Annotated in this window: 25 protein-coding genes; 9 read left to right on the top strand and 16 right to left on the bottom strand. The window is 63.5% G+C overall.

Annotation, left to right across the window (positions count from 1 at the left end):
* Positions 1 to 63: 63 nt before the first annotated feature.
* Positions 64 to 513 (top strand): hypothetical protein, encoded by a 450-nt coding sequence (locus tag FJ546_RS08145; RefSeq protein ID WP_140888846.1) that lies wholly within the window; start codon positions 64 to 66, stop codon positions 511 to 513.
* On the opposite strand, the gene hdaA is transcribed toward FJ546_RS08145, so the two are convergent.
* Genes hdaA through FJ546_RS08160 form a run of 3 tightly spaced genes read right to left on the bottom strand, consistent with a single transcriptional unit; the run spans position 510 to position 2,951 of the window.
* The gene (gene hdaA, locus FJ546_RS08150) at positions 510 to 1,214 is read right to left on the bottom strand and encodes a DnaA regulatory inactivator HdaA (protein ID WP_140888847.1); all 705 of its coding nucleotides are present in this window, start codon (positions 1,212 to 1,214) and stop codon (positions 510 to 512) included. The genes FJ546_RS08145 and hdaA overlap by 4 nt on opposite strands.
* On the bottom strand, positions 1,211 to 2,419 hold the full coding sequence (locus tag FJ546_RS08155; RefSeq protein WP_140888848.1) for an AI-2E family transporter: 1,209 nt from the start codon (positions 2,417 to 2,419) through the stop codon (positions 1,211 to 1,213). Before FJ546_RS08155 ends, hdaA begins: the two co-directional genes overlap by 4 nt.
* Positions 2,391 to 2,951 carry a CDP-alcohol phosphatidyltransferase family protein gene (locus tag FJ546_RS08160; RefSeq protein WP_140888849.1) on the bottom strand — a complete coding sequence of 187 codons (561 nt, stop codon included), beginning with the start codon at positions 2,949 to 2,951 and terminating at the stop codon, positions 2,391 to 2,393. Before FJ546_RS08160 ends, FJ546_RS08155 begins: the two co-directional genes overlap by 29 nt.
* 199 nt (positions 2,952 to 3,150) lie before the next feature.
* On the opposite strand from FJ546_RS08160, the gene purM reads away from it, so the two are divergent.
* From purM to FJ546_RS08180, 4 genes are read left to right on the top strand one after another with little or no spacing between them, the layout of a single operon-like run.
* Positions 3,151 to 4,260, top strand: coding sequence for a phosphoribosylformylglycinamidine cyclo-ligase (purM, locus tag FJ546_RS08165; RefSeq protein ID WP_140888850.1), 1,110 nt, complete (start codon positions 3,151 to 3,153; stop codon positions 4,258 to 4,260).
* Entirely contained in the window at positions 4,257 to 4,970 is a 714-nt protein-coding gene (gene purN / locus FJ546_RS08170) for a phosphoribosylglycinamide formyltransferase (protein WP_140888851.1), read from the top strand. The genes purM and purN overlap by 4 nt, the downstream gene beginning before the upstream one ends.
* Before the next feature lie 10 nt (positions 4,971 to 4,980).
* Positions 4,981 to 5,322, top strand: coding sequence for a hypothetical protein (locus FJ546_RS08175; protein WP_140888852.1), 342 nt, complete (start codon positions 4,981 to 4,983; stop codon positions 5,320 to 5,322).
* On the top strand, positions 5,322 to 5,831 hold the full coding sequence (locus FJ546_RS08180) for a histidine phosphatase family protein (protein ID WP_140888853.1): 510 nt from the start codon (positions 5,322 to 5,324) through the stop codon (positions 5,829 to 5,831). Before FJ546_RS08175 ends, FJ546_RS08180 begins: the two co-directional genes overlap by 1 nt.
* A 46-nt stretch (positions 5,832 to 5,877) precedes the next feature.
* Here the strand turns inward: FJ546_RS08180 and FJ546_RS08185 are convergent, their stop codons facing one another.
* The 3 genes from FJ546_RS08185 to FJ546_RS08195 all read right to left on the bottom strand — a co-directional run bounded on the left by FJ546_RS08185 (position 5,878) and on the right by FJ546_RS08195 (position 7,200).
* Positions 5,878 to 6,117 carry a DUF680 domain-containing protein gene (locus FJ546_RS08185; RefSeq protein ID WP_140888854.1) on the bottom strand — a complete coding sequence of 80 codons (240 nt, stop codon included), beginning with the start codon at positions 6,115 to 6,117 and terminating at the stop codon, positions 5,878 to 5,880.
* Between the two features lie 216 nt (positions 6,118 to 6,333).
* Entirely contained in the window at positions 6,334 to 6,567 is a 234-nt protein-coding gene (locus FJ546_RS08190; RefSeq protein ID WP_140888855.1) for a DUF680 domain-containing protein, read from the bottom strand.
* A gap of 384 nt (positions 6,568 to 6,951) precedes the next feature.
* Complete coding sequence (locus FJ546_RS08195) at positions 6,952 to 7,200, bottom strand: DUF680 domain-containing protein (RefSeq protein ID WP_140888856.1); 249 nt, start codon at positions 7,198 to 7,200, stop codon at positions 6,952 to 6,954.
* A 480-nt stretch (positions 7,201 to 7,680) separates the two neighbouring features.
* Between FJ546_RS08195 and FJ546_RS08200 the strand changes: the two genes are divergently transcribed.
* The gene (locus FJ546_RS08200) at positions 7,681 to 8,352 is read left to right on the top strand and encodes a response regulator (RefSeq protein WP_095770629.1); all 672 of its coding nucleotides are present in this window, start codon (positions 7,681 to 7,683) and stop codon (positions 8,350 to 8,352) included.
* Positions 8,339 to 9,697 (top strand): sensor histidine kinase, encoded by a 1,359-nt coding sequence (locus FJ546_RS08205; RefSeq protein ID WP_140888857.1) that lies wholly within the window; start codon positions 8,339 to 8,341, stop codon positions 9,695 to 9,697. Before FJ546_RS08200 ends, FJ546_RS08205 begins: the two co-directional genes overlap by 14 nt.
* Before the next feature lie 13 nt (positions 9,698 to 9,710).
* Here the strand turns inward: FJ546_RS08205 and FJ546_RS08210 are convergent, their stop codons facing one another.
* The 6 genes from FJ546_RS08210 to FJ546_RS31130 all read right to left on the bottom strand — a co-directional run bounded on the left by FJ546_RS08210 (position 9,711) and on the right by FJ546_RS31130 (position 15,909).
* Positions 9,711 to 10,589 (bottom strand): ABC transporter permease, encoded by an 879-nt coding sequence (locus FJ546_RS08210; RefSeq protein ID WP_019857360.1) that lies wholly within the window; start codon positions 10,587 to 10,589, stop codon positions 9,711 to 9,713.
* Between the two features lie 11 nt (positions 10,590 to 10,600).
* The gene (locus FJ546_RS08215; protein ID WP_140888858.1) at positions 10,601 to 11,410 is read right to left on the bottom strand and encodes an ABC transporter ATP-binding protein; all 810 of its coding nucleotides are present in this window, start codon (positions 11,408 to 11,410) and stop codon (positions 10,601 to 10,603) included.
* A gap of 108 nt (positions 11,411 to 11,518) precedes the next feature.
* Complete coding sequence (locus FJ546_RS08220; RefSeq protein WP_140888859.1) at positions 11,519 to 12,532, bottom strand: ABC transporter substrate-binding protein; 1,014 nt, start codon at positions 12,530 to 12,532, stop codon at positions 11,519 to 11,521.
* A 203-nt stretch (positions 12,533 to 12,735) separates the two neighbouring features.
* Positions 12,736 to 13,512 carry a 4-hydroxy-tetrahydrodipicolinate reductase gene (dapB, locus tag FJ546_RS08225; protein WP_140888860.1) on the bottom strand — a complete coding sequence of 259 codons (777 nt, stop codon included), beginning with the start codon at positions 13,510 to 13,512 and terminating at the stop codon, positions 12,736 to 12,738.
* Positions 13,513 to 15,606, bottom strand: a complete 2,094-nt coding sequence (locus FJ546_RS08230; RefSeq protein WP_140888861.1) for an ATP-dependent helicase — start codon at positions 15,604 to 15,606, stop codon at positions 13,513 to 13,515.
* Between the two features lie 129 nt (positions 15,607 to 15,735).
* Positions 15,736 to 15,909 (bottom strand): hypothetical protein, encoded by a 174-nt coding sequence (locus tag FJ546_RS31130; protein WP_181167854.1) that lies wholly within the window; start codon positions 15,907 to 15,909, stop codon positions 15,736 to 15,738.
* Between the two features lie 107 nt (positions 15,910 to 16,016).
* Between FJ546_RS31130 and FJ546_RS31135 the strand changes: the two genes are divergently transcribed.
* Positions 16,017 to 16,172, top strand: coding sequence for a hypothetical protein (locus FJ546_RS31135; RefSeq protein WP_181167872.1), 156 nt, complete (start codon positions 16,017 to 16,019; stop codon positions 16,170 to 16,172).
* 28 nt (positions 16,173 to 16,200) lie between these two features.
* Here the strand turns inward: FJ546_RS31135 and FJ546_RS08235 are convergent, their stop codons facing one another.
* The 4 genes from FJ546_RS08235 to FJ546_RS08250 form a co-directional block, all read right to left on the bottom strand.
* Positions 16,201 to 16,374 carry a hypothetical protein gene (locus FJ546_RS08235; protein WP_246686780.1) on the bottom strand — a complete coding sequence of 58 codons (174 nt, stop codon included), beginning with the start codon at positions 16,372 to 16,374 and terminating at the stop codon, positions 16,201 to 16,203.
* A 317-nt stretch (positions 16,375 to 16,691) separates the two neighbouring features.
* Complete coding sequence (locus tag FJ546_RS08240; RefSeq protein WP_140888862.1) at positions 16,692 to 17,852, bottom strand: M20 aminoacylase family protein; 1,161 nt, start codon at positions 17,850 to 17,852, stop codon at positions 16,692 to 16,694.
* A gap of 5 nt (positions 17,853 to 17,857) precedes the next feature.
* On the bottom strand, positions 17,858 to 19,090 hold the full coding sequence (locus tag FJ546_RS08245; protein ID WP_140888863.1) for a Zn-dependent hydrolase: 1,233 nt from the start codon (positions 19,088 to 19,090) through the stop codon (positions 17,858 to 17,860).
* Complete coding sequence (locus FJ546_RS08250; protein WP_140888864.1) at positions 19,087 to 20,295, bottom strand: diaminopropionate ammonia-lyase; 1,209 nt, start codon at positions 20,293 to 20,295, stop codon at positions 19,087 to 19,089. Before FJ546_RS08250 ends, FJ546_RS08245 begins: the two co-directional genes overlap by 4 nt.
* Before the next feature lie 103 nt (positions 20,296 to 20,398).
* Between FJ546_RS08250 and FJ546_RS08255 the strand changes: the two genes are divergently transcribed.
* On the top strand, positions 20,399 to 20,881 hold the full coding sequence (locus FJ546_RS08255) for an Lrp/AsnC family transcriptional regulator (protein ID WP_181167855.1): 483 nt from the start codon (positions 20,399 to 20,401) through the stop codon (positions 20,879 to 20,881).
* The last annotated feature ends 11 nt before the right edge of the window (positions 20,882 to 20,892 follow it).

A 20,892-nucleotide genomic window follows, 5' to 3' on the forward strand; every position in this document is an offset into this window, starting at 1 on the left:
TTTGACTAACGCCCCGCCTTGTACCATCAATAAGAATGACGGGACCCAAATCGGGGGAGTATAATGGGTAATTCTTATCCTGGTGAAGAGGCGACGGCCGAACAAATACTAAGGCTTGCAAGTGAATTCAGAAATGCGGCGGTCAGTCTTCAGGCACATCATCGCAAGCGAAATCCACTTTCCCTCGTGCCGTGCCGTTTCGCTGCGCTTCATGCGATTGAACTCTATCTCAATGCACGACTCCTGCTATCAGGATCGGACCCGAAAGCGGTTCGCAGCCTGCAGCATGATTTCGCTGCTCGCACCGAAAAAGCCCTTGTTTCTGGGCTCGTCCTGCGGAAGCGCACGACACATCACCTGTCCCAACTGACCGGAAACAGAGAATATTTGGTAGCGCGATACGGCCCCGAAATGACCACCACCCTGTCGCAAATCAACAGGCTGATGGCGACATTGCACGAGGTTGCCACGAAGGTAGAAGGGCTGCACCATTCCGGAGCACCTGCAGCCTAAATCTCGAACGCGCCCTGCCCCTCATCCATCGCGCTGACCGTTTCGGCGGCGAGCGCCCGCGTGATCGGCATCTTGCGCTCGAGCGCGGTGCGGTCCAGCCGCTCGACCACACGCATGGCTGTCGCCAGCGAGCGCTCGATGCGCCGCACCAGATATTGCACGACATGCGGTTCGACCTCGACCTGGCGGTCGGCGAACAGCTTGGTGATGACGCCGGCGAGCAGGAGGTCGTCGGGCTCATGGATCTCGACCGTCGCCGCCGCCTTCAGCCGCGAGGCCAGATCCGGCAGCGCCACGCCCCAGGCCGAGGGAAAACGCCGTGCGGTCAACAGCAGCGTCGAGCCGGCGCCGCGCACCGCATTGATCAGATGGAACAGGCCTTGTTCGTCGACCGCGCCGGCATCGACATCGTCGATCAGCGCCGGCCGGGCGCCCAGACTGGCGATGCTGTCGCCGATGCGCCGGGCGTCGACCGCGACCGCGTTGGCGCGCGTACGCCAGATGGCGGCCAGATGCGTTTTGCCGGAGCCGGCTGGACCTGCCAGCACCACCACAGGCGAGGGCCAGTCCGGCCAGCGGTCGACCAGTGCCGCCGCCTGGTTGTTGGTGCCGGAGACGACGAGTTCGTCGCGCGAATGGCCTGTGCCGTGGCCGAGATCGAGCGGCAGCTGGCGCGGCGGATCGGTTCGCGGGGCGGTCACTTCGAGCGACGTGGCTGGGTGCGGTGGCCGTCGCCACGATCTGCCGGCAGCGGCGGCGCGGCCTCTGTCGCGTGGCCCTTGTAAAGCGGCGATTCGAGATAGCGGGCGATGGCGAAGCGCACCAGAACGGCGACGGCGGCGGAAGCCGGCACGGCAATCAGCAGACCGACAAAACCGAACAGCGCGCCGAAGGCAAACAGGGCAAACATCAGCCACACCGGATGCAGGCCGACGCTTTTGCCGACCAGCCTGGGCTGCAGGATGTTGCCTTCGATGAACTGGCCGATGAAGAAGACCACGGCGACGGCGACGATCATCGTCCAGTCCGGCCAGAACTGCACGAAAGCGACGCCGACCGCCAGCACCAGCCCGGTCAGCGAGCCGACGTAGGGGATGAACGAGATCAGCCCGGCGAACAGGCCGATCAGGATGGCGAAATTCAGCCCCGTCAGCGTCAGACCGGTGGCATACATGGCGCCGAGCACCAGGCAGAGCGTGCCCTGGCCGCGCACGAAACCGGCGGTCGCGGTGTTGATGTCGCGCGCAATGGCGCGCACGGTCGCGACGTTGTCGCGCGGCACCCAGCTGTCGATGACCGCCACCATGCGGTCCCAGTCGAGCAGCATGTAGAAGGCAACCACCGGCGTCACCACGAACAGGCTGATCACCGAGACCAGCGCCACGCCCGAACTCCAGATCGAGGTGAAGACCGTGGTGAGCAGGCCGAAACCCGAGGTCAGCAGCGAATTCAGGCCATCGCGCAAGCCATTGGCGTTGACGCCGAATTTCTGCTCCAGCCATTTCGGATCAAAGGAGGTGATCAGGCTCTGCAGTCGGGTCAGGTATTCCGGCAGTTTGCCGGCGAAATCGGCCATCTGCGTCGCCAAGACCGGAATGAGGATGACAAAGGCCAGCACCAGGACGATGAGGAAGGTGATCAGGATGACCACCGTCGCCATGAAACGCGACAGGCCAAGCCGCTGCAGCCGGTCGGCGACCGGATCGAGGAAGTAGGCAAGCACCATGCCGGCGACGAAGGGCAGCAGGATGGCGCTGAATACATAGAGGAACAACGCAAGTCCGGCGACGCCGGCCACCCAGAAGGAGATCTGCCGGCGGAACGCGGAGGCCGCGACAAGATCGGCAGCCGCGGCCTCGATCACCGCCGCTTCTTTCTCAGATGTCCGGATTGGAGCCTTCGCCATAGCCGCTCATATGCCTCAGCCAAGCCACGAGATAGGCTGCGGCCGAAGCCACGGTCAAGACCCCGGACAGCAATATGAGGGCTGGCCGCAGAGGGTCGAGGTGAAAGGCAAAGGCGAGCTCGCCCAGCACGACCGCCGCCAGCACGATCTGGATCGCGGTATTGGCCTTCGACACCAGGAACGGCTTTATCTCGACCGGATGCGCCATCACCGTGGACAACAGGACCGCGCAGACGATCAGCGCATCGCGCGACACCATGGTGACGACCAGCCACAGCGGCAATTGCCCGACAAAGCCCATGACGACGAACACCGAAACCAGAAGCAGCTTGTCGGCCATCGGATCCAGATAGGCGCCGAGTTCGGACTGCTGGTTGAAACGGCGGGCGATGAAGCCGTCGACGCCATCCGAGACGCCGGCGATGACGAGGCCGGCAAAGGCCCAGTCCCAGCGGGCCTGCAGCATGGCCAGCACCACGGCAGGCACCAGGAGAAGGCGCAGGATGGTGATCAGATTGGGGATGCAACTCATTGTCCCGCCATGCGCTGTTTGGAGATAGATGCAGCAGATGGAGAGCCGCCACAAGGGACGGTTCGTTCCAGGCGCGAGCCACAATCCTATGCCATTCTATCCACGCTTTTGTCAGGTCAAATGGCGCTCGGCTCCGTCGTTATCCTTGCGGACCGAAACCGTTCATGCGAAGAGCCCGCAAACGAGCAGGAAAATTGCGATGAGCAAGCGCGACACAAGCCAGCCCAAAACGGGCCAGGCCAAAACGAGCAAGCGCAGAAACGGGCTCACCTATGCCGAGGCCGGCGTCGATATCGATGCCGGCAATCTCATGGTCGAGAAGATCAAGCCGCTGGTGCGTGCCACGCGCCGGCCGGGTGCGGATGGCGAGATCGGCGGGTTCGGCGGGTTGTTCGACCTCAAGGCGGCGGGCTTTACCGATCCTGTGCTGGTCGCCGCCAATGATGGTGTCGGCACCAAGCTCAAGATCGCCATCGACGCCGGCAAGCACGACACGATCGGCATCGATCTCGTCGCCATGTGCGTCAACGACATCGTCGTGCAGGGCGCCGAACCGCTGTTCTTCCTCGACTATTTCGCCACCGGCAAGCTCGACCCCGACCAAGGTGCGGCTATCGTCGGCGGCATTGCCGAAGGCTGCCGGCAGGCCGGCTGCGCGCTGATCGGCGGCGAGACGGCGGAAATGCCCGGCATGTATCACGGCAGGGACTATGATCTCGCCGGCTTTGCCGTGGGCGCGGCCGAACGCGGCCAGCTTTTGCCCACCGACGACATCGTCGAAGGCGACGTGCTTTTGGGCCTCGCTTCCTCGGGCCTGCATTCGAACGGTTTTTCGCTGGTGCGCCGCATCGTCGCCGCCAGCGGCCTGGCGTGGGACGATCCGGCGCCGTTCAACGACGAGGCGACGCTGGCCGAGGCGTTGCTCGAACCGACCCGCATCTATGTCAAGTCGATCCTCAAGGCGATCCGCAACACGCATGGCATCAAGGCGCTGGCGCACATCACCGGCGGCGGTTTCCCGGAAAACATTCCGCGCGTGCTGCCCAAGGATTTTTCGGCCGAGCTCGACCTGGAAGCCATAGACGTGCCGGCGGTGTTCTCGTGGCTGGCCAAGACCGGCGGCGTGGCGCCGGAAGAGATGATGCGCACCTTCAATTGCGGCGTCGGCATGATCCTGGCGGTCGCCTCCGGCCAGGCGGCGCAAGTCGCCGCCGTGCTGCAGGAAGCCGGCGAGACGGTGACGCCGATAGGCCGCATCGTGCCGCGCCGCGATGCCGGCGTCATCTATCGGGGCTCGATCGGCCTATGAGCACGCAGAGAAAACGCACTGTCGTCCTGATCTCGGGGCGCGGCTCCAACATGACCGCGCTGATCGCGGCGGCCAGCGACCCGGCCTTCCCAGCCGAGATCGTCGGCGTGATTTCAGACAAGGCCGACGCCGCGGGCCTCGGCATCGCCAAGGCGCGCGGCATCGCCACGCAGGTCATTGCCCGCGCCAACCATGGCAGCAAGCAGGCGCATGACGCGGCGATCGACGCGGCACTCACCGCCTTCAATGCCGAGATCGTGGCCCTGGCCGGCTACATGCGCATCCTCTCCTCCGGCTTCGTCCAGAAATGGCAGGGCCGGATGATCAACATCCACCCTGCCCTGCTGCCGGCATTCAAGGGCCTCGACACCCATGCGCGCGCGCTGGCCGCCGGCCTGCGCATCCATGGCTGCACGGTGCATTTCGTCACGTCGGAGATGGACGACGGGCCGATCATCGCCCAGGCGGCCGTGCCGGTGATGGTCGGCGACAATGCCGATACGCTGGCTGCCCGGGTGCTGAAGGCCGAGCACCGGCTTTATCCGCTGGCGCTGGGCCTGGTCGCCGAAGGCAAGGCGCGCATGGAGGCCGGGCGCACGGTGCTCGCCCACTTTGCCGACGATGCCGACAACGCCACCTCGGTGGTGATGGCGCCCGATCCGCTGCGCGAAGAAGCCGATCTGGAGCATCTGGCGCGGATTACGCCCTGAGCCGAGGCCAATGGACGTTTTCGACACTGCGATCCAGACGAAAGGCGACCTGGCAGGCGTTTTCGAATATGACGAGGCAGCGGACCCTCAAAACGCCACAGCATATTTTTACCTTTGTGAGATGCAGAGCAAAACCGTCGGGCCAATCGTCGGAATAATACACATTCGATCCGGAGCCTGGTCGATGGCCGAAACCGACGTCATCGTTAAGTGGGACAACGGTGAACGGCGTGTCGGCCTATTCATCCATGGCCAGTTGTTGGCGGCCTTCGATGTCGAAGCCGGCACGAGGCACGGCGGTGGATATGGCAAGGACTTTCATGCCGACATTCCCTGGTCGGACGCAAATTGATGAAACAGCTTCTTCTCCTGCGCCACGCCAAATCGAGCTGGGACGACCCTGATCTCGACGATTTCGACCGGCCGCTGGCCGCACGCGGATTGAAGGCGGCCAAATTGGTGGGGCGGGAGCTTGCGGCGCGCGACTGGCTGCCGGATCTGGCGCTGGTGTCGTCGGCTCTGCGCACCCGCGACACATGGCGGCTGGTCGCCGCGGAACTGCCGGCACATCCCCGGGTCGTGTTTGCCGAAGCGCTCTACGAGGCTTCGGCGGCGGATATTCTGAGCCAGATTCGCGAAGTCAACCCATCAAGCCGCTGCCTGGTGGTGGTTGGCCACAATCCGGGCCTGGAGGATCTGGCGAAACAGCTTGCCGGATCCGGCTCGGAGACCAAAGCCCACAAGAGGCTCGAGGAAAAGTTCCCCACGGCAGCCATCGCGCGCTTTGTCTTCGACAGCGACTGGTCTGGCCTTTCGACGGCACGACTGACGCATTGCCTGCGCCCGAAGGATCTGAGCTAGCAGTCCTGCCGGGCATGCGGCGGGCAAGCCCGCCGCGCCCGAGACCTCAGTTGCCCCAGATACCCTGGCCGGGTTCCGGCCAGTCGGTGGTGGTCTTCATCCTGGTATCGGCTGCCTTGCGCCCGGCCATATCCGTGTCCTTTACCGCGCCGGTGGCGGCATGATCCACGCCGGCGATCGGGGCAACCGGCTGGTTGGCATTGTCGGAGCCATAATGGTCACTGCCGGCAAGGGCGCCGCCGGTCGCAACGAAAATGGCGGTTATAGCGATAGCGATCTTGTTCATTTCAATCTCCTGTCTCATCCGTTGGGCGGCGTCTTGGGAGGACGGCTCCGCAGGAATAAGACCCCAGGCCGTCTGGTTTTGTTCCCGGAGGCGGAGCTTTTCAGCCGACTGCGAAGACCTCCTGCTTGAAACCGATGCCTGCCCTGTTGCGCAAAAAACAAGAGCGGCGGGTCAAACCCACCGCTCTTTGTTATCGAAGCCTGCTTGAGCGTTGGCTTAGTTGCCCCAGATCCCCTGGCCGGATTCCGGCTGGACTGAATCGGGCGTCAGCTTGAAGCCGTGATGCTCGACCGGCTTGCGGATCGAAGCCGTGTGGCTTTGATCGATGTTGCCAGCAGGCGCTGTGATGGCCGGCTGGTTGACGTTGTCCGAACCATAATGGTCGCTGCCGGCAAAAGCAGTGCCCGTGGCGACGAGGATGGCAGCAGCGGTAAGTGCGATCTTGGTCATTTTCTGACTCCAGTATTCCTAAGTTCTGTCCGTCTAGTGGCGTGCCCTTGCGAGGAATTTCGCGTCGCTCGGACAGGCTGGAAGTGGGTTTTTCGTTCGCCGACTTCCAATCACGAAGATGTTCCATCACGCGCCGAATCCAGACCTTGAATTTTGGCCAAGGGATCAAGCGTCAAAGATTTTATTGATGAATATCACATGGTTATTGGAAGTCAGCATTGCACGTTGTGGCGATTCATCGAGCCAGCGTCGACCGTCCGTTCACGGTTCGTCAACATAACTTGAACCGATCGGTTCGATTGCAATCGGCACACCCGCATGCACAAAAACAAGAGCGGCGGGCCAGGCCCACCGTTCTTTGTCGTTTTCCGGGGATTGGAGGAATTAACGGCCCCAGATGCCCTGGCCCGACTGAGCCGGCACGTTGGCATTGGCGTCGCCCTGTGTCTTCAAAGACTTCACAATCGAACCGGTATAGGTGGTGTCGACGTTCGAGGACGACTGGCTGGCAACCGGTTGGTCGACTGCGACGGCGGATTGATTGGCGTGGTCCCGGTCGAAGTTGTCGCTGCCAGCGAAAGCGGCGCCCGTGGCGACGAGGATGGCGGCGGCGGTAAGAGCGATCTTGGTCATTTTCTTTACTCCAGTATTTATCTGTCCTGTCCGTCTAGTGGCGTGCCCTTGGGAGGAATTTCGCGTCGCTCGGACCACCCCGAAGTAGGGAATGCCTTTTGGGATTGCCAGTCGCGTCGGCTTTGCAGAATTTCCTTATATTATAGACAATGCATATTGCAGCGCAGCAATCTTAGTGAAATTTATGCAATGATTTCAGTTTATTAAGCTCAACCCCTCCGGCAAAATCGGGACGCTTTTGGAGGCGATTGTTCACCGTTTGCGATACAATCTGTCAATCAGAACCGAACCGTTCGGTTCGATTTGAGGGCAAAAATAGGCTGATCGAAACCTGCAAGGGCCCGCCGTCACCCTCGCCAAGACCGCATTTGTCTTGCGTTGAGATCGATACTGTCGCTCATTCAGGAGAGATCAACGGCGCGGCCCATCAGCCAAGGCGATCCGCTGGAAGGCCGCAAATGGATCCGGACTGTCATAGATATGCGACTGCTGCTTGTTGAGGACAACCGCGAACTGGCCGACTGGCTGGGCAAGACCCTGCGCCAGGCGAATTATGTGGTCGATATCGTCCATGAGGGCGAGGATGTCGAGCACGCGCTGGCGGCCGGCGACCATGCGCTCGTCATCCTAGACCTGGCGCTGCCGCGCATGGGCGGCCTTGAGGTGCTGCGCATGCTGCGGGCGCGCGGCAACCGGGTGCCGGTAATCGTGCTGACCGCCAATGCCAGCCTCGACGGCAGGGTCAAGGGCCTCAACGAAGGCGCCGACGACTATCTGGCCAAGCCATTCCAGATCGAGGAGCTCGAGGCCCGTATTCGGGCGCAGCTGCGCCGCGCCAACGACCGCACCGCGCCTGTCGTCGCCTGCGGCGATCTCGTCTTCGACACCAACACAAGGCTGTTTTCGCTGGCCGGTGAACCACTGGCGCTCACACCTCGCGAACATGCGGTGCTGGAGCAATTGATGGTGAAGGCCGGGCGCACGGTGAGCAAGGCAGCACTTTCGGCGGCGATCTATGATTTCGAGACCGATGCCGACCCCAGCGCCATCGAGATCTATGTGCATCGCGTGCGCAAGAAGCTCGAAGGGTCGCGGGTCCAGATCGCCACCTTGCGTGGCCTCGGCTATCTTCTGCGGCATGAAGATCAATAGCCTCCGCCTGCAGTTGTTGGCATGGGTGGTGCTGCCACTGGCCGGACTCGCCACCATCAATCTGTGGACCAGCCATGGCAGCGCGCTGGCCACAGCCAACCTGGTCACCGACCGAATGCTGCTCGGCTCGGCGCGGACCATCGCCGAGCAGGTCGCCATGACCGATGGCGTGCTCGATGCCACGATACCGCCGGCGGCGATCGAGATGTTCGATACGGGCGACCGCGACAGCGTCTACTACCATGTCAAGACTGCCAGAGGCCGGCTGCTGACCGGCTACCCCAATCTGCCGGAGGCATTGACGCCGTCCAGCACCGAGGCAACCTATCGCGACCACCGGCTGCGGCTGCTTACCTTCAGCCAGGGTGTGGTCGGCGCCGGCGAGGATTCGCCGATATCGGTTACCGTCGGCGTCACCCTTGCGGGGCATGACGCGATGGTGCGGCGACTCTGGTTTGGTGCCTTTGCCCAGCAGTTGGCGCTGGTGGCGATCGCCGGCCTCTTCGTGCTCCTTGGCCTGCATCGGGGCCTGGCACCGCTCATCAGGCTGCGCGACGCGGTGCGTTCGCCGAACCGCAGCGACCTCGACCCGGTCGAAGTGCCGGGCGCCCAAAGCGAAATCCGCCCGCTGATCGAAGCGCTCAACGCCTATATGGCACGCGTGCGGGCCCAGATGGCATCGCAACGCCGCTTCGTCGCCAATGCAGCGCATCAGTTGCGCACGCCGCTGGCGCTGCTGTCGACGCAGGCGAGCTACGCGCTGCGAGAAACCGTCCCCGATGCCCGCCACGAGGCGCTGGTGGCCCTGCAGGCAAGCTCCGGCCGTCTGGCACGGCTTGCCGAACAACTGTTGACCTTGTCGAGAGCCGAGCCGGGCAGCCGACGGCCGCGCGCCGACCGTGTCGACCTGACCGAAGCGGCTCGCCAGGTTCTGGAAACCCATGCGCCGATCGCCGTCAGCCGCAACGTCGATCTCGGCCTCGAGGAGGCCGGCCCCGCGCCGGTCATCGGCGACGGCACCATGCTGCGCGAAATGATCGTCAACCTCGTCGACAATGCGCTGCGCTACTCCTCGTCAGGTGGCAGCGTCACAGTGAGGCTGGCGGCTGTCGATGGCGAAGCCGTGCTGACGGTCACCGACGACGGGCCTGGCATTCCAGTGGAAGAGCGGGATCATGTGTTCGAGCGCTTCTACCGCATCGCCGGCTCGACCGAGGAAGGCAGCGGGCTGGGGCTCGCCATCGTGCGCGAGGTCGTCGAAAACGCCGGCGGCCGCGTCACCCTGCGGGATGGCGCGGCCGGCGGGCTGGTGGTTGACGTGAGGTTGCCGCTGGCAAGCAGCTAGCCCATGTCGCCGCTCACTGCGTCTCATGCAGCGGCTGGGGGCGCCATTTCGCCAGGCGATCCTCGACCATGGTCATCAGATACTCGGCGCCGAGCGCCACCACCATGACGATGACGATGGCGGCATACATGCCGGCGGCGTCGAAGGATCCCTTGGCGATATTGATCAGCAGGCCGATGCCATAGCGCGAGCCGACGAATTCGCCGACGATCGCACCGATAATGGCAAAGCCGAAGCTGACATGCAGGCTGGCGAAGATCCAGCTCATCGCCGAAGGGACGATCACCGAGCGCGTCAACTGCCAGTTGGAAGCCCCGAGGATACGGGCATTGGCAATCATCGCCCTGTCGGCCTCCCGCACGCCCTGGAATGCGTTGTGGAAGACAACAAAGAAAACCATGACGAAGGCAAGCGCCACTTTCGAAGCGAGGCCGAGGCCGAGGATCATGATGAAGATCGGTGCCAGAACCACGCGGGGGATGGAATTGATCACCTTGATGTAGATGGAGAAAATGTCTGCGGCCATCCGGTTGCGACCGAGCGCGACGCCGATGATGATGCCAGCTACCGAACCGGTCACGAAGCCAATGACCGACTCCTCCATGGTAACATAGAGATGATACCACAGCGGCCCCTCGGACGTTCCTTCCGTCGTCCATTCATAGAGCCGCTGCGCGATCGCGCTCGGCATCGCGTAGAAGAACGGATCGATCCACGCCAGGCGCGCGGCAATCTCCCACAGGCCGAGAAAGGCGACCAGGATGGCGACCCGCCAGAATATGACGGTGCGGCGGCGGCGCTGCGATGCTTTTGCCGCGGCCGCTTCGATTTCCGCGTCGGAAGTGCCAGGCTTGAAAGCGCCTGCTCTGATGTCGATTGCGGCATCGGTCATGGCTTTCCTCCTCAGGCTGCCGCGCGTGCATAGCTGGTCTCGACCTCTTCCTTGAGGTCGGCCCAGATGGTGCGCGAGTAATCGATGAAGCTTTGTTCGTAACGGATGTCGGCGACGACGCGCGGGCGCGGCAGGTCGATCGTGTAGACCGACTTCACGGTGGCCGGCCCGGCGGTCAGGACATAGACCTTGTCGGCCAAGGCAATCGCCTCTTCCAGGTCATGGGTCACGAAGACCACGGAAGCCCTTGCTTCGGACCAAAGGCGCAGCAGTTCCTCATGCATCAGCACGCGAGTCTGCACGTCAAGCGCTGAAAACGGCTCGTCCATGAGCAGGATCTCCGGACCGTTTATGAAAGTCTGCGCCAACGCCACACGCTTGCGCATACCGCCTGAAAGCTGGTGCGGATAATGCTGCTCAAAACGCGACAGCCCGACGCGCGCCAGCCAGTCGCGCGCCGCGGCCGTGGCTTCGGACTTGGCCTTGCCGCGAAAGAGCGGACCAGCCATCACGTTGTCGATCACGGTTCGCCACGGAAACAGGGCATCGCTTTGGAAAACAAAGCCGATGCGCGAGTCTATTCCCTTGACCGGTGCGCCCATGACACGAACCTCGCCGGCACTTGGGCTTGCCAGCCCTGTGACGAGATTGAGCGTGGTGGATTTTCCGCAGCCGGTCGGGCCGACAACGGCGACGAATTCGCCGCGCTGTACGGTCATGGTGAAGTCACGCAGTGCCGTCAGCGATTTGCCGGTGGGTGAAAGGAAACGCCGACTGACGTTGATCAGCTCGATAGCCGGTGCATTTTTTTCAATAGCCATGGTGGAACTCCTGGATACGAGCAGACGCCCGCCGTCGGCCCCAAGGTCGCCGGAGGTGAAAAACCGAGGGTACCGGCGCGATGTCGTTCATCGCGCCGGTACTGTCTGCTACTTGGCGTTCTTGACGAATTCCGAGGTGTAGGTCTTGGCAAGGTCGATCTGCTTGCCCTGCAGTTCCTTCTTGAAGGCTGAAAGAACCGTCAGCACTGTCTCAGGTCCACCCTCGGGCATGATCCCGTCGGGGGTGAACATCGCCTTGCCGGCATCGAGGGCCTTCACATAGCCTTCCTTGTCGCCGACATAATAGTCCTTCGGCATCTTGTCGGCGATCTCGGCGCCGCTATGCGAATTGATGAACTTCTGCGTCTTGACGAAAGCGTTGGCCAGCTTCTGCACGATGTCCTTGTGCGCTTCGACCCAATCTGTCTGCATATAGAGGGAGGCGGCCGGGTAGGTGCCGCCGAGAGCAGCCTTGGTACCTTCTATCGTGCGCATGTCGATGAGAACGGACGCTTCGCCGGTCTTCAGCAGCCGCGTGATCGTCGGCTCGGTCGTCATGCCCGCCTGGATCTTGTCCTGCTGCATGGCGGCAATGAAGGTGTTGCCGGCGCCCACCGGAACCGAGGTGAATTCGCCGAGCTTCAAACCGCTCTTGACGGCAAGATATTCCGTAAGAAAATTCGTCGATGAGCCTAGACCGGTCACGCCCAGGCTCTTGCCCTTGAAGTCGGCGGGCGACTTGATCTCGGGATGCTTGGTCGAAACGAGCTCGACCTCGCCCGGCGCCTGGCTGAACTGGACGATGGATTCGACAAATTTGCCCTTGGCCTGCAGATCGATGCAGTGATCATAAAAGCCGACAACTCCTTGCACGGCACCGGCAAGCATCTCGTTTTCGGCGTCGACCCCGGCCGGCTCATTCAGCAACTCGACGTCGAGACCCTCATCCTTGAAGTAACCGAGTGCTTCGGTCAGTTTGGCTGGCAGGTAAATCTGCTTCTCGTAGCCGCCGACCATGATGGAAACTTTGTCGGCGGCGTGTACGGACGGCGCTGACAAGGCCATGGTGGCGACGAGTGCGGTTGTGGCGGCTGAATCGAGCAGAATTCGCGCGAGCGACATGGCCTCTTCCCTTTGTTCGTTTCCCGCGCCCCTCTCTCTCCCATCGCTTTTGCGCGACAATATGGGGGCGCCGGACAAGAATTATGGCATCAACCTTTCATCCAGCTTTCAGGGTAAAGCCGAAAATGACGGCAGGCTTACGGATCGGCAAGCCGCGGCCGGAGGGCAGTCGCGGCGGCGTGAAAATGCACGCCGTGCCAAGTTCAGCGGTCAAATCCCAGCACGTCGCGCATATCGTATTCGCCGGGCTTGCGTCCCGGCACCCAAAGTGCCGCGGCGATGGCGCCACGGGCGAACATGATGCGGTCGCCGGCAGCGTGCGACACGGTAACGAGCTCGCCTTCGGCACAGAAGCTGACGCTGTGTTCGCCAACGATGCCGCCGCCGCGAACCACCGCAAAACCGATCTCGCCGGCCGGCCGCGCGCCGGTGACGCCGTCGCGGACGCGCCTTGCGACCGCGTCCAGTTCGACGCCGCGTCCACCGGCGACGGCCTGTCCCAGCATCAGCGCGGTGCCCGACGGCGCATCGATCTTGTGGCGATGATGCGCCTCGAAGATCTCGGCGTCCCAATCTTCGGGGGCGAGCGCTCTCGCCGCCCGCTCGACCAACCCGACCAGCATGTTCAGTCCAAGCGAAAAACTGCCGGAGCGGACGATGGGAACCGTTTTCGCGGCATCGGCTATATCAGCCAGTTCGGCGGCATCGAAACCGGTCGAGCCGATCACCAAAGCGGGGCCGCCCCGGTTTGCGCAAACCCTCGCCAGACCGGCGGAGGCCGCCGGCGTGGTGAAATCGATCACCACATCGGCCATGGCAAGCGCCTCGTCGCGGCTCACCAGCCCGTCGCCGAAACTGCCCGGGCGATGGAAGCGGGCGGCAAGCGCCAGCCGCTGATCAGCCAGAACGGCCTCCGCCATCTGCCGCCCCATGCGGCCCAGCGCCCCGGCGATGGCGATCCTGATCGGCGGCTGCACCAGCTATTTCCACATGCCACGCATGCGCGCGCCGATATCGACGCGCACGTCCGGCCGGGGCGCCCTGCCCTGTGCCGCCTGTGCGCCCGGCCACGACATCTGCTGGAACGCGGCGAGAATCGAGGCCGGGATAAAACGCGTGCGCGAGGCATAGAGATGGCGATCGCCGCGCGCGGCCTGGCCATGGGGAAAGAAGCGCTGCGGCATGACGAGGTTGAGGCTGTCCTTGGCCCGCGTCATCGCCACATAGAGCAGCCGGCGCTCCTCCTCGATATCCTCCTTGGTGCCGACGCCGAGATCGGCCGGGATGCAGCCATCGACGGTGTTGAGCACGAAGACGTTCTTCCACTCCTGGCCCTTGGCCGAGTGGATGGTCGAAAGGATCAGATAGTCCTCGTCGCGATGCGGGGGGCCAGCCTGGTCGCTGGTCGCATCCGGCGGATCGAGCGTGAGTTCGGTCAGGAAGCGCTCGCGCGAGGCGTAGCCCGAGCCAATCTGCTCGAGCTGCAACAGGTCGGCGCGGCGTGTGATGGCATCCTCATGGATGCGTTCCAGATGTGGCTCGTACCAGAGCCTGACCTGTTCGAGATCGGCTGGCCATTTGGCGCCGGCCCGCAGGCCGGAATAGAGCGAGACGAAACCGGGCCAGTCGCCCGCCGCGCGCTGCGGCGGCCGCCATCCGGCCAAGCCCATCGCTTCATCCAGCGCTGTCGTCATCGTCTCGACGATATGCGCGGCAGCCGAAGGGCCAATGCCCGGCATCAGTTGCAGAACGCGAAAGCCGGCGACGCGGTCACGCGGGTTTTCGGCAAAGCGCAGCACCGCCAGCACATCCTTGACATGGGCGGCATCAAGGAATTTCAGGCCGCCGAACTTGACGAAGGGAATGTTGCGCCGCGTCAGCTCGATCTCCAGTGGCCCGCTGTGGTGCGAGGCGCGAAACAGCACCGCCTGCGATTTCAGTGCCGTACCGGCCTCGCGCTCGGCGAGGATGGCATCGCAGACGAAGTTGGCCTGCTCGACCTCGTCGCGGACGCTCACCAGCCTTGGCTTGTCGGTGGATTTTCGCTCCGACCAAAGGTTCTTGGTGAAGCGCTCGGAGGCCTCGCCGATCACCGCATTGGCGGCGGCCAGAATGGTTTCCGTCGAGCGGTAATTGCGCTCCAGCATCACCACATCGGCGGCCTGCGCGAACTGTTTTGGAAAATCGAGGATGTTGCGCACCTCGGCGGCGCGGAATGAATAGATCGACTGCGCATCGTCGCCGACCACCGTCAGTCCGGCGCCGTCGGGTTTCAGTGCCATCAGGATCGAAGCCTGCAGGCGGTTTGTGTCTTGGTATTCGTCGACCAGAACATGGTCGAAACGCCCGCCCAGATGCGCCGCTATTTCCGGCTCGGCCGCCATCTGCGCCCAGTAGAGCAGCAGATCGTCATAGTCGAGAACGTTCTGCGCCTGCTTGGCCTCGACATAGCCGGCGAACAGTTGCTTGAGCTGCTCGGCCCAGCCGGCGCACCAGGGGAAGGCGGCCCCCAGCACTTCGCCGAGCGGAGCCTGCGCGTTGACGGCGCGCGAATAGATGGCAAGGCAGGTGCCCTTGGTCGGAAAGCGCGCTTCCGTTTTCGAGAAGCCGAGTTCGTGGCGCACCAGATTCATCAGGTCGGCGGAATCCTCGCGATCATGGATAGTGAAGGCCGGGTCGAGGCCGATCTCCAGCGCATAGTCGCGCAGCAACCGGGCAGCGATGCCGTGAAAGGTACCGGCCCAGGTCAGTGCGTCCGTGGTCACCGCGGCGTCGCGGCCAAGCACCTCGCCGGCGATACGTTCGACACGTTTCGCCATTTCGGATGCGGCGCGCCGCGAAAAGGTCATCAGCAAGATACGGCGCGGGTCGGCACCCCTGACGATGAGATGGGCGACGCGATGCGCCAGCGTGTTGGTCTTGCCCGAGCCGGCGCCGGCGATGACCAGCAAGGGCCCGGCGATCTTGCCGTCGCCATGCTCGACGGCCTGGCGCTGGGCACCGTTCAGCCGCGCGAGATAGGCGGGCTGAGCAGTCGATTCCACGAAGGTCGAATCATGGGCGGCGAGGTTCATCGCCCATCAAGCATCGTTTCCGCTTTGTTCGCAACATAGAAGCTTCACGACGGCCCTTGGTCTTTGGCGCAACCCCCAAGGGAACGCTTTTCCAGGGAAAGCCGCTTCACACTTTTCCTGGGAATTGCTCTACCGCCGGGGGTCGACACCCATGGCCGCCGATTGGCGGCGCAGAGCGTCGCGGTCACTTCTCGGCGCGGGCAGCAACAGGGGATCGACGTCGCCGGGCACGTCATCGATCATCTTGCGCGCGAGGCGGTAAGCGAGAAAGGCAAAAGTACCTGCCAGAAGCAAACGGATCATGCCGCGGTCTCCTCTGATGAGGGTCAACCGGAAACATGACGGTTTGTTCCATCGCGCGAAGTTCGCAACCAAACCGATGGCGGGTCGTTCAGAGGAGGGAGGCGATAGTGATGAAGAAGCTAGGATTAGCCCTTGCGCTGGTCGTTTTGGCTGTTTCAGCCTGCGACAACAAATTGCCACCGACCAAGGCTCCTGGTGCCGAACAAAGCTCCTACGGCAGCAATCCCGTCATGAACACGGAGAGTGTTGGGCAACTGAGATGATCCCGGGCGCTGAGGAAGCGTCGAAACCTCAGTGCATTGCAGCGATGCATTCTTCAAGCCGCTCGAGGCGGAACTTGGCATTGCGCAATTCGTGCCCGGCGTCCTGTTGCAACTGACGGCCTCGGGCCGGGAATGCCACTGTAAGGTTTCTTTCGAGTTCGGCGATGCGCGCACGCACCTGCCGCGCCTCGTCCTGACGCAACGCCTTTATCCAGCTCCGCCCGCGCATCCGCCTTCCCGCGACAGCCCAAAGACCGGCGTCTTCCATGCCAGAAAGACGCTAACTTCCCGCGAGTGCTAATATTCTAAATTTAATGAATGCTAATTTAGAAGGCGATCGGAGCGGGAAGAAGGCCGGCGCCGCTTGGGAGGAGAAGGCGCCGGCCAAGCGGATAAATCAGGTCCGCCGCACCATGCAGGCTAGCTGAGTCTTGCCTCTGCGTCATGTGGGATCGCGGATTTCGGCCTTTTCTAGGCGTTTTCCACCGGCAAAGGCGTGCCGAAGGGGTCCGCGGACGGTCAAATTCCGAGCCGTTGCCTTGCGATGGCGGCATAGAAACTGGCGCCGAAGACCAGCCCGTCATCATTGAAGTCATAGCTGGAATTGTGCAGTGGCGCCGAGGCCTCGCCATTGCCGAGGAAGACGAAGCAGCCCGGCACGTGATCGAGGAAGCGGGCAAAATCCTCCGACGCCGTCATCGGCTCGCGGGCAACCGCGACATTGCCGGGATCGAAGATTTTCTTGGCGGCGGCGAAGGCCGCCTCGACCAGTTCGGCATCATTGTGCAAAGGCACGAATTCTCTGGTGTAATTGACCTCGGCGGCAATGTTGTAGGCGGCTGCGGTGCCTTCGGCGATGGTGCGCATCTGGCGTTCGATCTCCGCGCTGACCTCGGGGCGAAAACTGCGCGTATCGCCGAGGATGCGGGCAAGACCAGGCAGCGCATTGCGGGTGCCGTCGGTGATCAGTTCGGTCACCGAAACCACCGCTATGTCGGCCGGGCTCAGGCGGCGCGAAACGATGGTCTGCAGATTGGTGACCAGCGCACAGGCGGCGACCAGCGTTTCGTTGCCCGAATGCGGCCGCGCCGCGTGGCCGCCGAACCCCCTGAGCACGATCTCGAAATTGTCCTCTGCCGACATGACCGGGCCGGCACGGGTCTCGAAATGCCCGACGGGAAGGCCAGGCATGTTGTGCAGGCCAAATATCTCGTCGAAGGGAAAGCGCTGCATCAGGCCGTCGTCGATCATGGCCAGCGCGCCCCTGCCCCACTCCTCGGCCGGCTGGAAGATGAAGCGCACGGTGCCGTCGAAACCGCCCTCGCCCGCCAGCAGCTTTGCCGCGCCAAGCAGCATGGCGGTGTGGCCGTCATGGCCGCAGGCGTGCATGACACCGGTATTCCTGGATCGGTAGGGCGCGCTCGATTGCTCCGATATGCGCAGTGCATCCATGTCGGCCCGCAACGCAATGGCACGGTTGCCGGTGCCGCGCTTCAAAGTGCCGACGACGCCGGTGCCGCCGACACCCTCGGCGACATCGTCCAGGCCGAATTCCCGCAGCTTGGCCGCGACGAAGGCCGCGGTGCGTTTCTCCTCGAAACCGAATTCGGGGTGCGCGTGCAGGTCGCGCCGCCAATTGGTCATCTGTCGCTTCAGCGTTTCTGGATCGAGTTCAGCCATTTTCTTCAGCCCTTGAGCGCGGCGAGTTCAGCGACGACATCAAGCAGGATGTTGGCACCGGCAACAAGCTCGGCATCCTCGGTGTGTTCATGCGGGCTGTGGCTGATGCCTCCGGCGCTCGGCACGAAGATCATCGCCGCCGGCGCCATGCGCGCGATCATCTGGGCGTCGTGGCCGGCGCCCGAGGTCATTCGCCGCGAGGCAAGCCCGCGGCTCCTGGCAGCAGCCTCGATCAATTCGACGACCTGTCCGTCGAAGACAACCGGCTCGAAGCGGGCCAGCCGCTCGACCGACACGGTGATGCCCTCGGCGGCGAGTTGTTTGAGAAAGGCGGCCAGCGACGCCTCCTGTGCTTGCAGGCGCTGCTCGTCGGGATCACGCAGATCGACGGTGAAGACGGCGCGCGATGGGATGACGTTGATGGCATTCGGTTCGAAGCGCATCGTACCGACGGTGGCAACGGTCGGCGCGTTGGAGGCCGCTGCAAGATCATGCAGGAAGGTGACCACGCGTGCCGCGGCATATCCGGCGTCGCAGCGCATCGACATCGGGGTGGTGCCGGCATGGTTGGCGACGCCATCGAGGGTGATGCGCTGCCAGGAGATGCCTTGCAGGGTCTCCACCGCGCCGATCGGAATGCCTTCGCGCTCCAGGATCGGCCCCTGTTCGATGTGCAGTTCGACATAGAGGTGCGGCTTGAGAAAGCCGGGTTCGCGCTCGCCGGCATAGCCGATGCGGGCGAGTTCCTGCCCGAGCGTGCTACCATCGGTGCCGACAGCGGCGAGCGCCGCCTCGACATCGACGCCGCCGGCATGGACCAGCGAGCCCATCATGTCGGGGGAGAAGCGCACGCCCTCTTCATTGGTGAAGGCCGCGACGGCGAGCGGGCGCGCCGGCGAGAGACCCGACGTCTTCAGCGTCTCGATCACCTCCAGCCCGGCAAGCACGCCGTAGCAGCCATCATAGATGCCGGCGTCGATGACGGTATCGATGTGCGAGCCGATGAGCAGCGGCGCCTCGCCTGCATTGCCGGCACTTTGCCAGATGCCGAAAATGTTGCCGATGCGGTCGATAGCGACATCGAGCCCGGCCTGCCGTAGCCAGCCGACGAAGAGGTCGCGGCCCTGTCTATCGGCGTCGGAGGCCGCGAGCCGGATCAGCCTTCCCTCGCCGTCGCGGCCAACGGCGCCGAGTTCGCGGATACGGCCAAGCAGCCGCTGTGCATCGACCGCAATCATGGTGTTGCCTCGGCAATGAGCTTGCCGGCCATCACCTCGGCCGGGCTCAAGCCAACCAGTTCGGCATAGCGATGCGGGTCGGTGGCGCCTTCGGTGTTGATCACCAGCACGCGGGATTTGCCGTCGAGGCCGAGATCGGCCCTGTTTTCGGCCATCGCCCGGACCAGTCCGGCAAGACCGACGCCGCCGCTCTCGCCGGCGACGATCACCGGATCGCTGCCGGATGGCCGGGCCAGCCGCCGCATCATCCCGACGGCGTCGTCCTCGTCCACGGTCATGAAGGCATCGGCGGCGCGCGCCAGCACGCGCCAAGCGACCTGAGAGGCCTCATAGCATTCAAGCATCGCCATGACCGTCGGCTGGTCGTGCGCCACCTTGACCACATGCCCTGCCCGGGCAGCCGCGACAACGCAGGCCGCGCGCGCCGGCTCGACGACGGTGAAGGTCGGCCTGGCGTCGCCGAGCACAATGGCGAGATGGCCGGCCACCGCCGCGGCAATGCCGCCAACGCCGGCCTGGACGAAGACATGGGTTGGCGGTTCGCCGAGTTGGCGCAGCGCTTCGCGCACGATCGCCGTATAGCCCTGCATCACGAGCCCGGGAATCCGCTCATAACCCGGCCACGACGTATCCGACACCACGCTCCAGCCCTTCTCGGCCGCGACCTGCGCCGCCTGCCTGACAGAATCGTCATAATTGCCATCGACGCGAACCATCTCAGCGCCGTAGCGGGCTATGGCAGCAATGCGCCCATCGCTGACGCCGGCATGGACAAAGATCACGGCCCTGGCGCCAGCAAGCTCGGCGCCTTGCGCGACCGAGCGGCCGTGATTGCCGTCGGTGGCGCAGGCAAATGTCATCTTCTCGGCGACCGAGCGAACATCGGCACGATCGAGATCCTCGATATCGACGGGGCGGCCAAGGCGCTTGCCCGCCTCTTCCAGCACCAGGCGGAAGACAGCATAGGCACCGCCCAGCGCCTTGAAGCTGCCCAGGCCGAGACGAAAGCCCTCATCCTTGACATGCAGCGCAGCGAGGCCAAGTTCGCCCGCCAGCGCCGGCAGCGCGTGCAGCGGCGTCATCGCGTGATTGTCACGATGGGCGAGAAAGCGCTCGACCGTGTCGGCGCCCGCGATCCCGAGGGTTTCGGCATCGGTCGCATCAAGCGGCTCACCGTGCAAGGCATTGCGATTGGGCAGGAACACTGGCGCCTCCTTGGCAGTCCGCGACAACATATTGCAGGACAGACGCAAAGAGCGCTGTAATTGGGCCTTCGAAATGCAAGTTTGTTTCACCGGGATGCCGCTATTGCCTCCATCATCGCCGCCCTCGCTCGACAGTTTCGATCTGGCCATCCTTGCCATCCTGCAGCGGGACAACACGACACCGCAGCGGCTGATCGGCGAAGCGGTGAACCTGTCGGCACCGGCCGTGCAGCGCCGCATCAAGCGCATGGAGCAGGCGGGCGTCATTGCAAGCAATGTCGCGATCATCGAACCCGCGGCGGTCGGTCAGCCCATCACCATCTTCGTCGAGGTGGAACTGGAGAGCGAGCGCACCGAGCTTATCGACGCGGCCAAGCGGCAATTCTCGCAAACGCCCGAAGTGCAGCAATGCTACTATGTGACCGGCGAGGCCGACTTCATCCTCGTCATCACCGTGGCCGACATGCGCGCCTATGAGGCGCTGACGCGAAAGCTGTTCTTCGGCAGCAACAATGTCCGGAAATTCCGCACCTTCGTGGCCATGGACCGCGTCAAGGTCGGGCTGACGGTGCCGTTGCCGGATTGAGCCTTGCCGGC

Source organism: Mesorhizobium sp. B2-4-19 (genome assembly GCF_006441315.1).
Taxonomy (GTDB): Bacteria; Pseudomonadota; Alphaproteobacteria; order Rhizobiales; family Rhizobiaceae; genus Mesorhizobium.

Excerpts from the sequence above, each read along its gene's own strand:
- FJ546_RS08205 (WP_140888857.1), top strand. The coding sequence starts at position 8,339 with ATGAAGATCAATAGCCTCCGCCTGCAGTTGTTGGCATGGGTGGTGCTG.
- FJ546_RS08190 (WP_140888855.1), bottom strand. The coding sequence starts at position 6,567 with ATGACCAAGATCGCACTTACCGCTGCTGCCATCCTCGTCGCCACGGGC.
- FJ546_RS08180 (WP_140888853.1), top strand. The coding sequence starts at position 5,322 with ATGAAACAGCTTCTTCTCCTGCGCCACGCCAAATCGAGCTGGGACGAC.
- purM (WP_140888850.1), top strand. The coding sequence starts at position 3,151 with ATGAGCAAGCGCGACACAAGCCAGCCCAAAACGGGCCAGGCCAAAACG.
- FJ546_RS31130 (WP_181167854.1), bottom strand. The coding sequence starts at position 15,909 with ATGATCCGTTTGCTTCTGGCAGGTACTTTTGCCTTTCTCGCTTACCGC.
- FJ546_RS08240 (WP_140888862.1), bottom strand. The coding sequence starts at position 17,852 with ATGGCTGAACTCGATCCAGAAACGCTGAAGCGACAGATGACCAATTGG.
- FJ546_RS08210 (WP_019857360.1), bottom strand. The coding sequence starts at position 10,589 with ATGACCGATGCCGCAATCGACATCAGAGCAGGCGCTTTCAAGCCTGGC.
- FJ546_RS08220 (WP_140888859.1), bottom strand. The coding sequence starts at position 12,532 with ATGTCGCTCGCGCGAATTCTGCTCGATTCAGCCGCCACAACCGCACTC.
- purN (WP_140888851.1), top strand. The coding sequence starts at position 4,257 with ATGAGCACGCAGAGAAAACGCACTGTCGTCCTGATCTCGGGGCGCGGC.
- FJ546_RS08200 (WP_095770629.1), top strand. The coding sequence starts at position 7,681 with ATGCGACTGCTGCTTGTTGAGGACAACCGCGAACTGGCCGACTGGCTG.
- FJ546_RS08175 (WP_140888852.1), top strand. The coding sequence starts at position 4,981 with ATGGACGTTTTCGACACTGCGATCCAGACGAAAGGCGACCTGGCAGGC.
- FJ546_RS08185 (WP_140888854.1), bottom strand. The coding sequence starts at position 6,117 with ATGAACAAGATCGCTATCGCTATAACCGCCATTTTCGTTGCGACCGGC.
- FJ546_RS08215 (WP_140888858.1), bottom strand. The coding sequence starts at position 11,410 with ATGGCTATTGAAAAAAATGCACCGGCTATCGAGCTGATCAACGTCAGT.
- FJ546_RS08195 (WP_140888856.1), bottom strand. The coding sequence starts at position 7,200 with ATGACCAAGATCGCTCTTACCGCCGCCGCCATCCTCGTCGCCACGGGC.
- FJ546_RS08245 (WP_140888863.1), bottom strand. The coding sequence starts at position 19,090 with ATGATTGCGGTCGATGCACAGCGGCTGCTTGGCCGTATCCGCGAACTC.
- FJ546_RS08160 (WP_140888849.1), bottom strand. The coding sequence starts at position 2,951 with ATGAGTTGCATCCCCAATCTGATCACCATCCTGCGCCTTCTCCTGGTG.
- FJ546_RS08155 (WP_140888848.1), bottom strand. The coding sequence starts at position 2,419 with ATGGCGAAGGCTCCAATCCGGACATCTGAGAAAGAAGCGGCGGTGATC.
- FJ546_RS08145 (WP_140888846.1), top strand. The coding sequence starts at position 64 with ATGGGTAATTCTTATCCTGGTGAAGAGGCGACGGCCGAACAAATACTA.
- FJ546_RS08230 (WP_140888861.1), bottom strand. The coding sequence starts at position 15,606 with ATGAACCTCGCCGCCCATGATTCGACCTTCGTGGAATCGACTGCTCAG.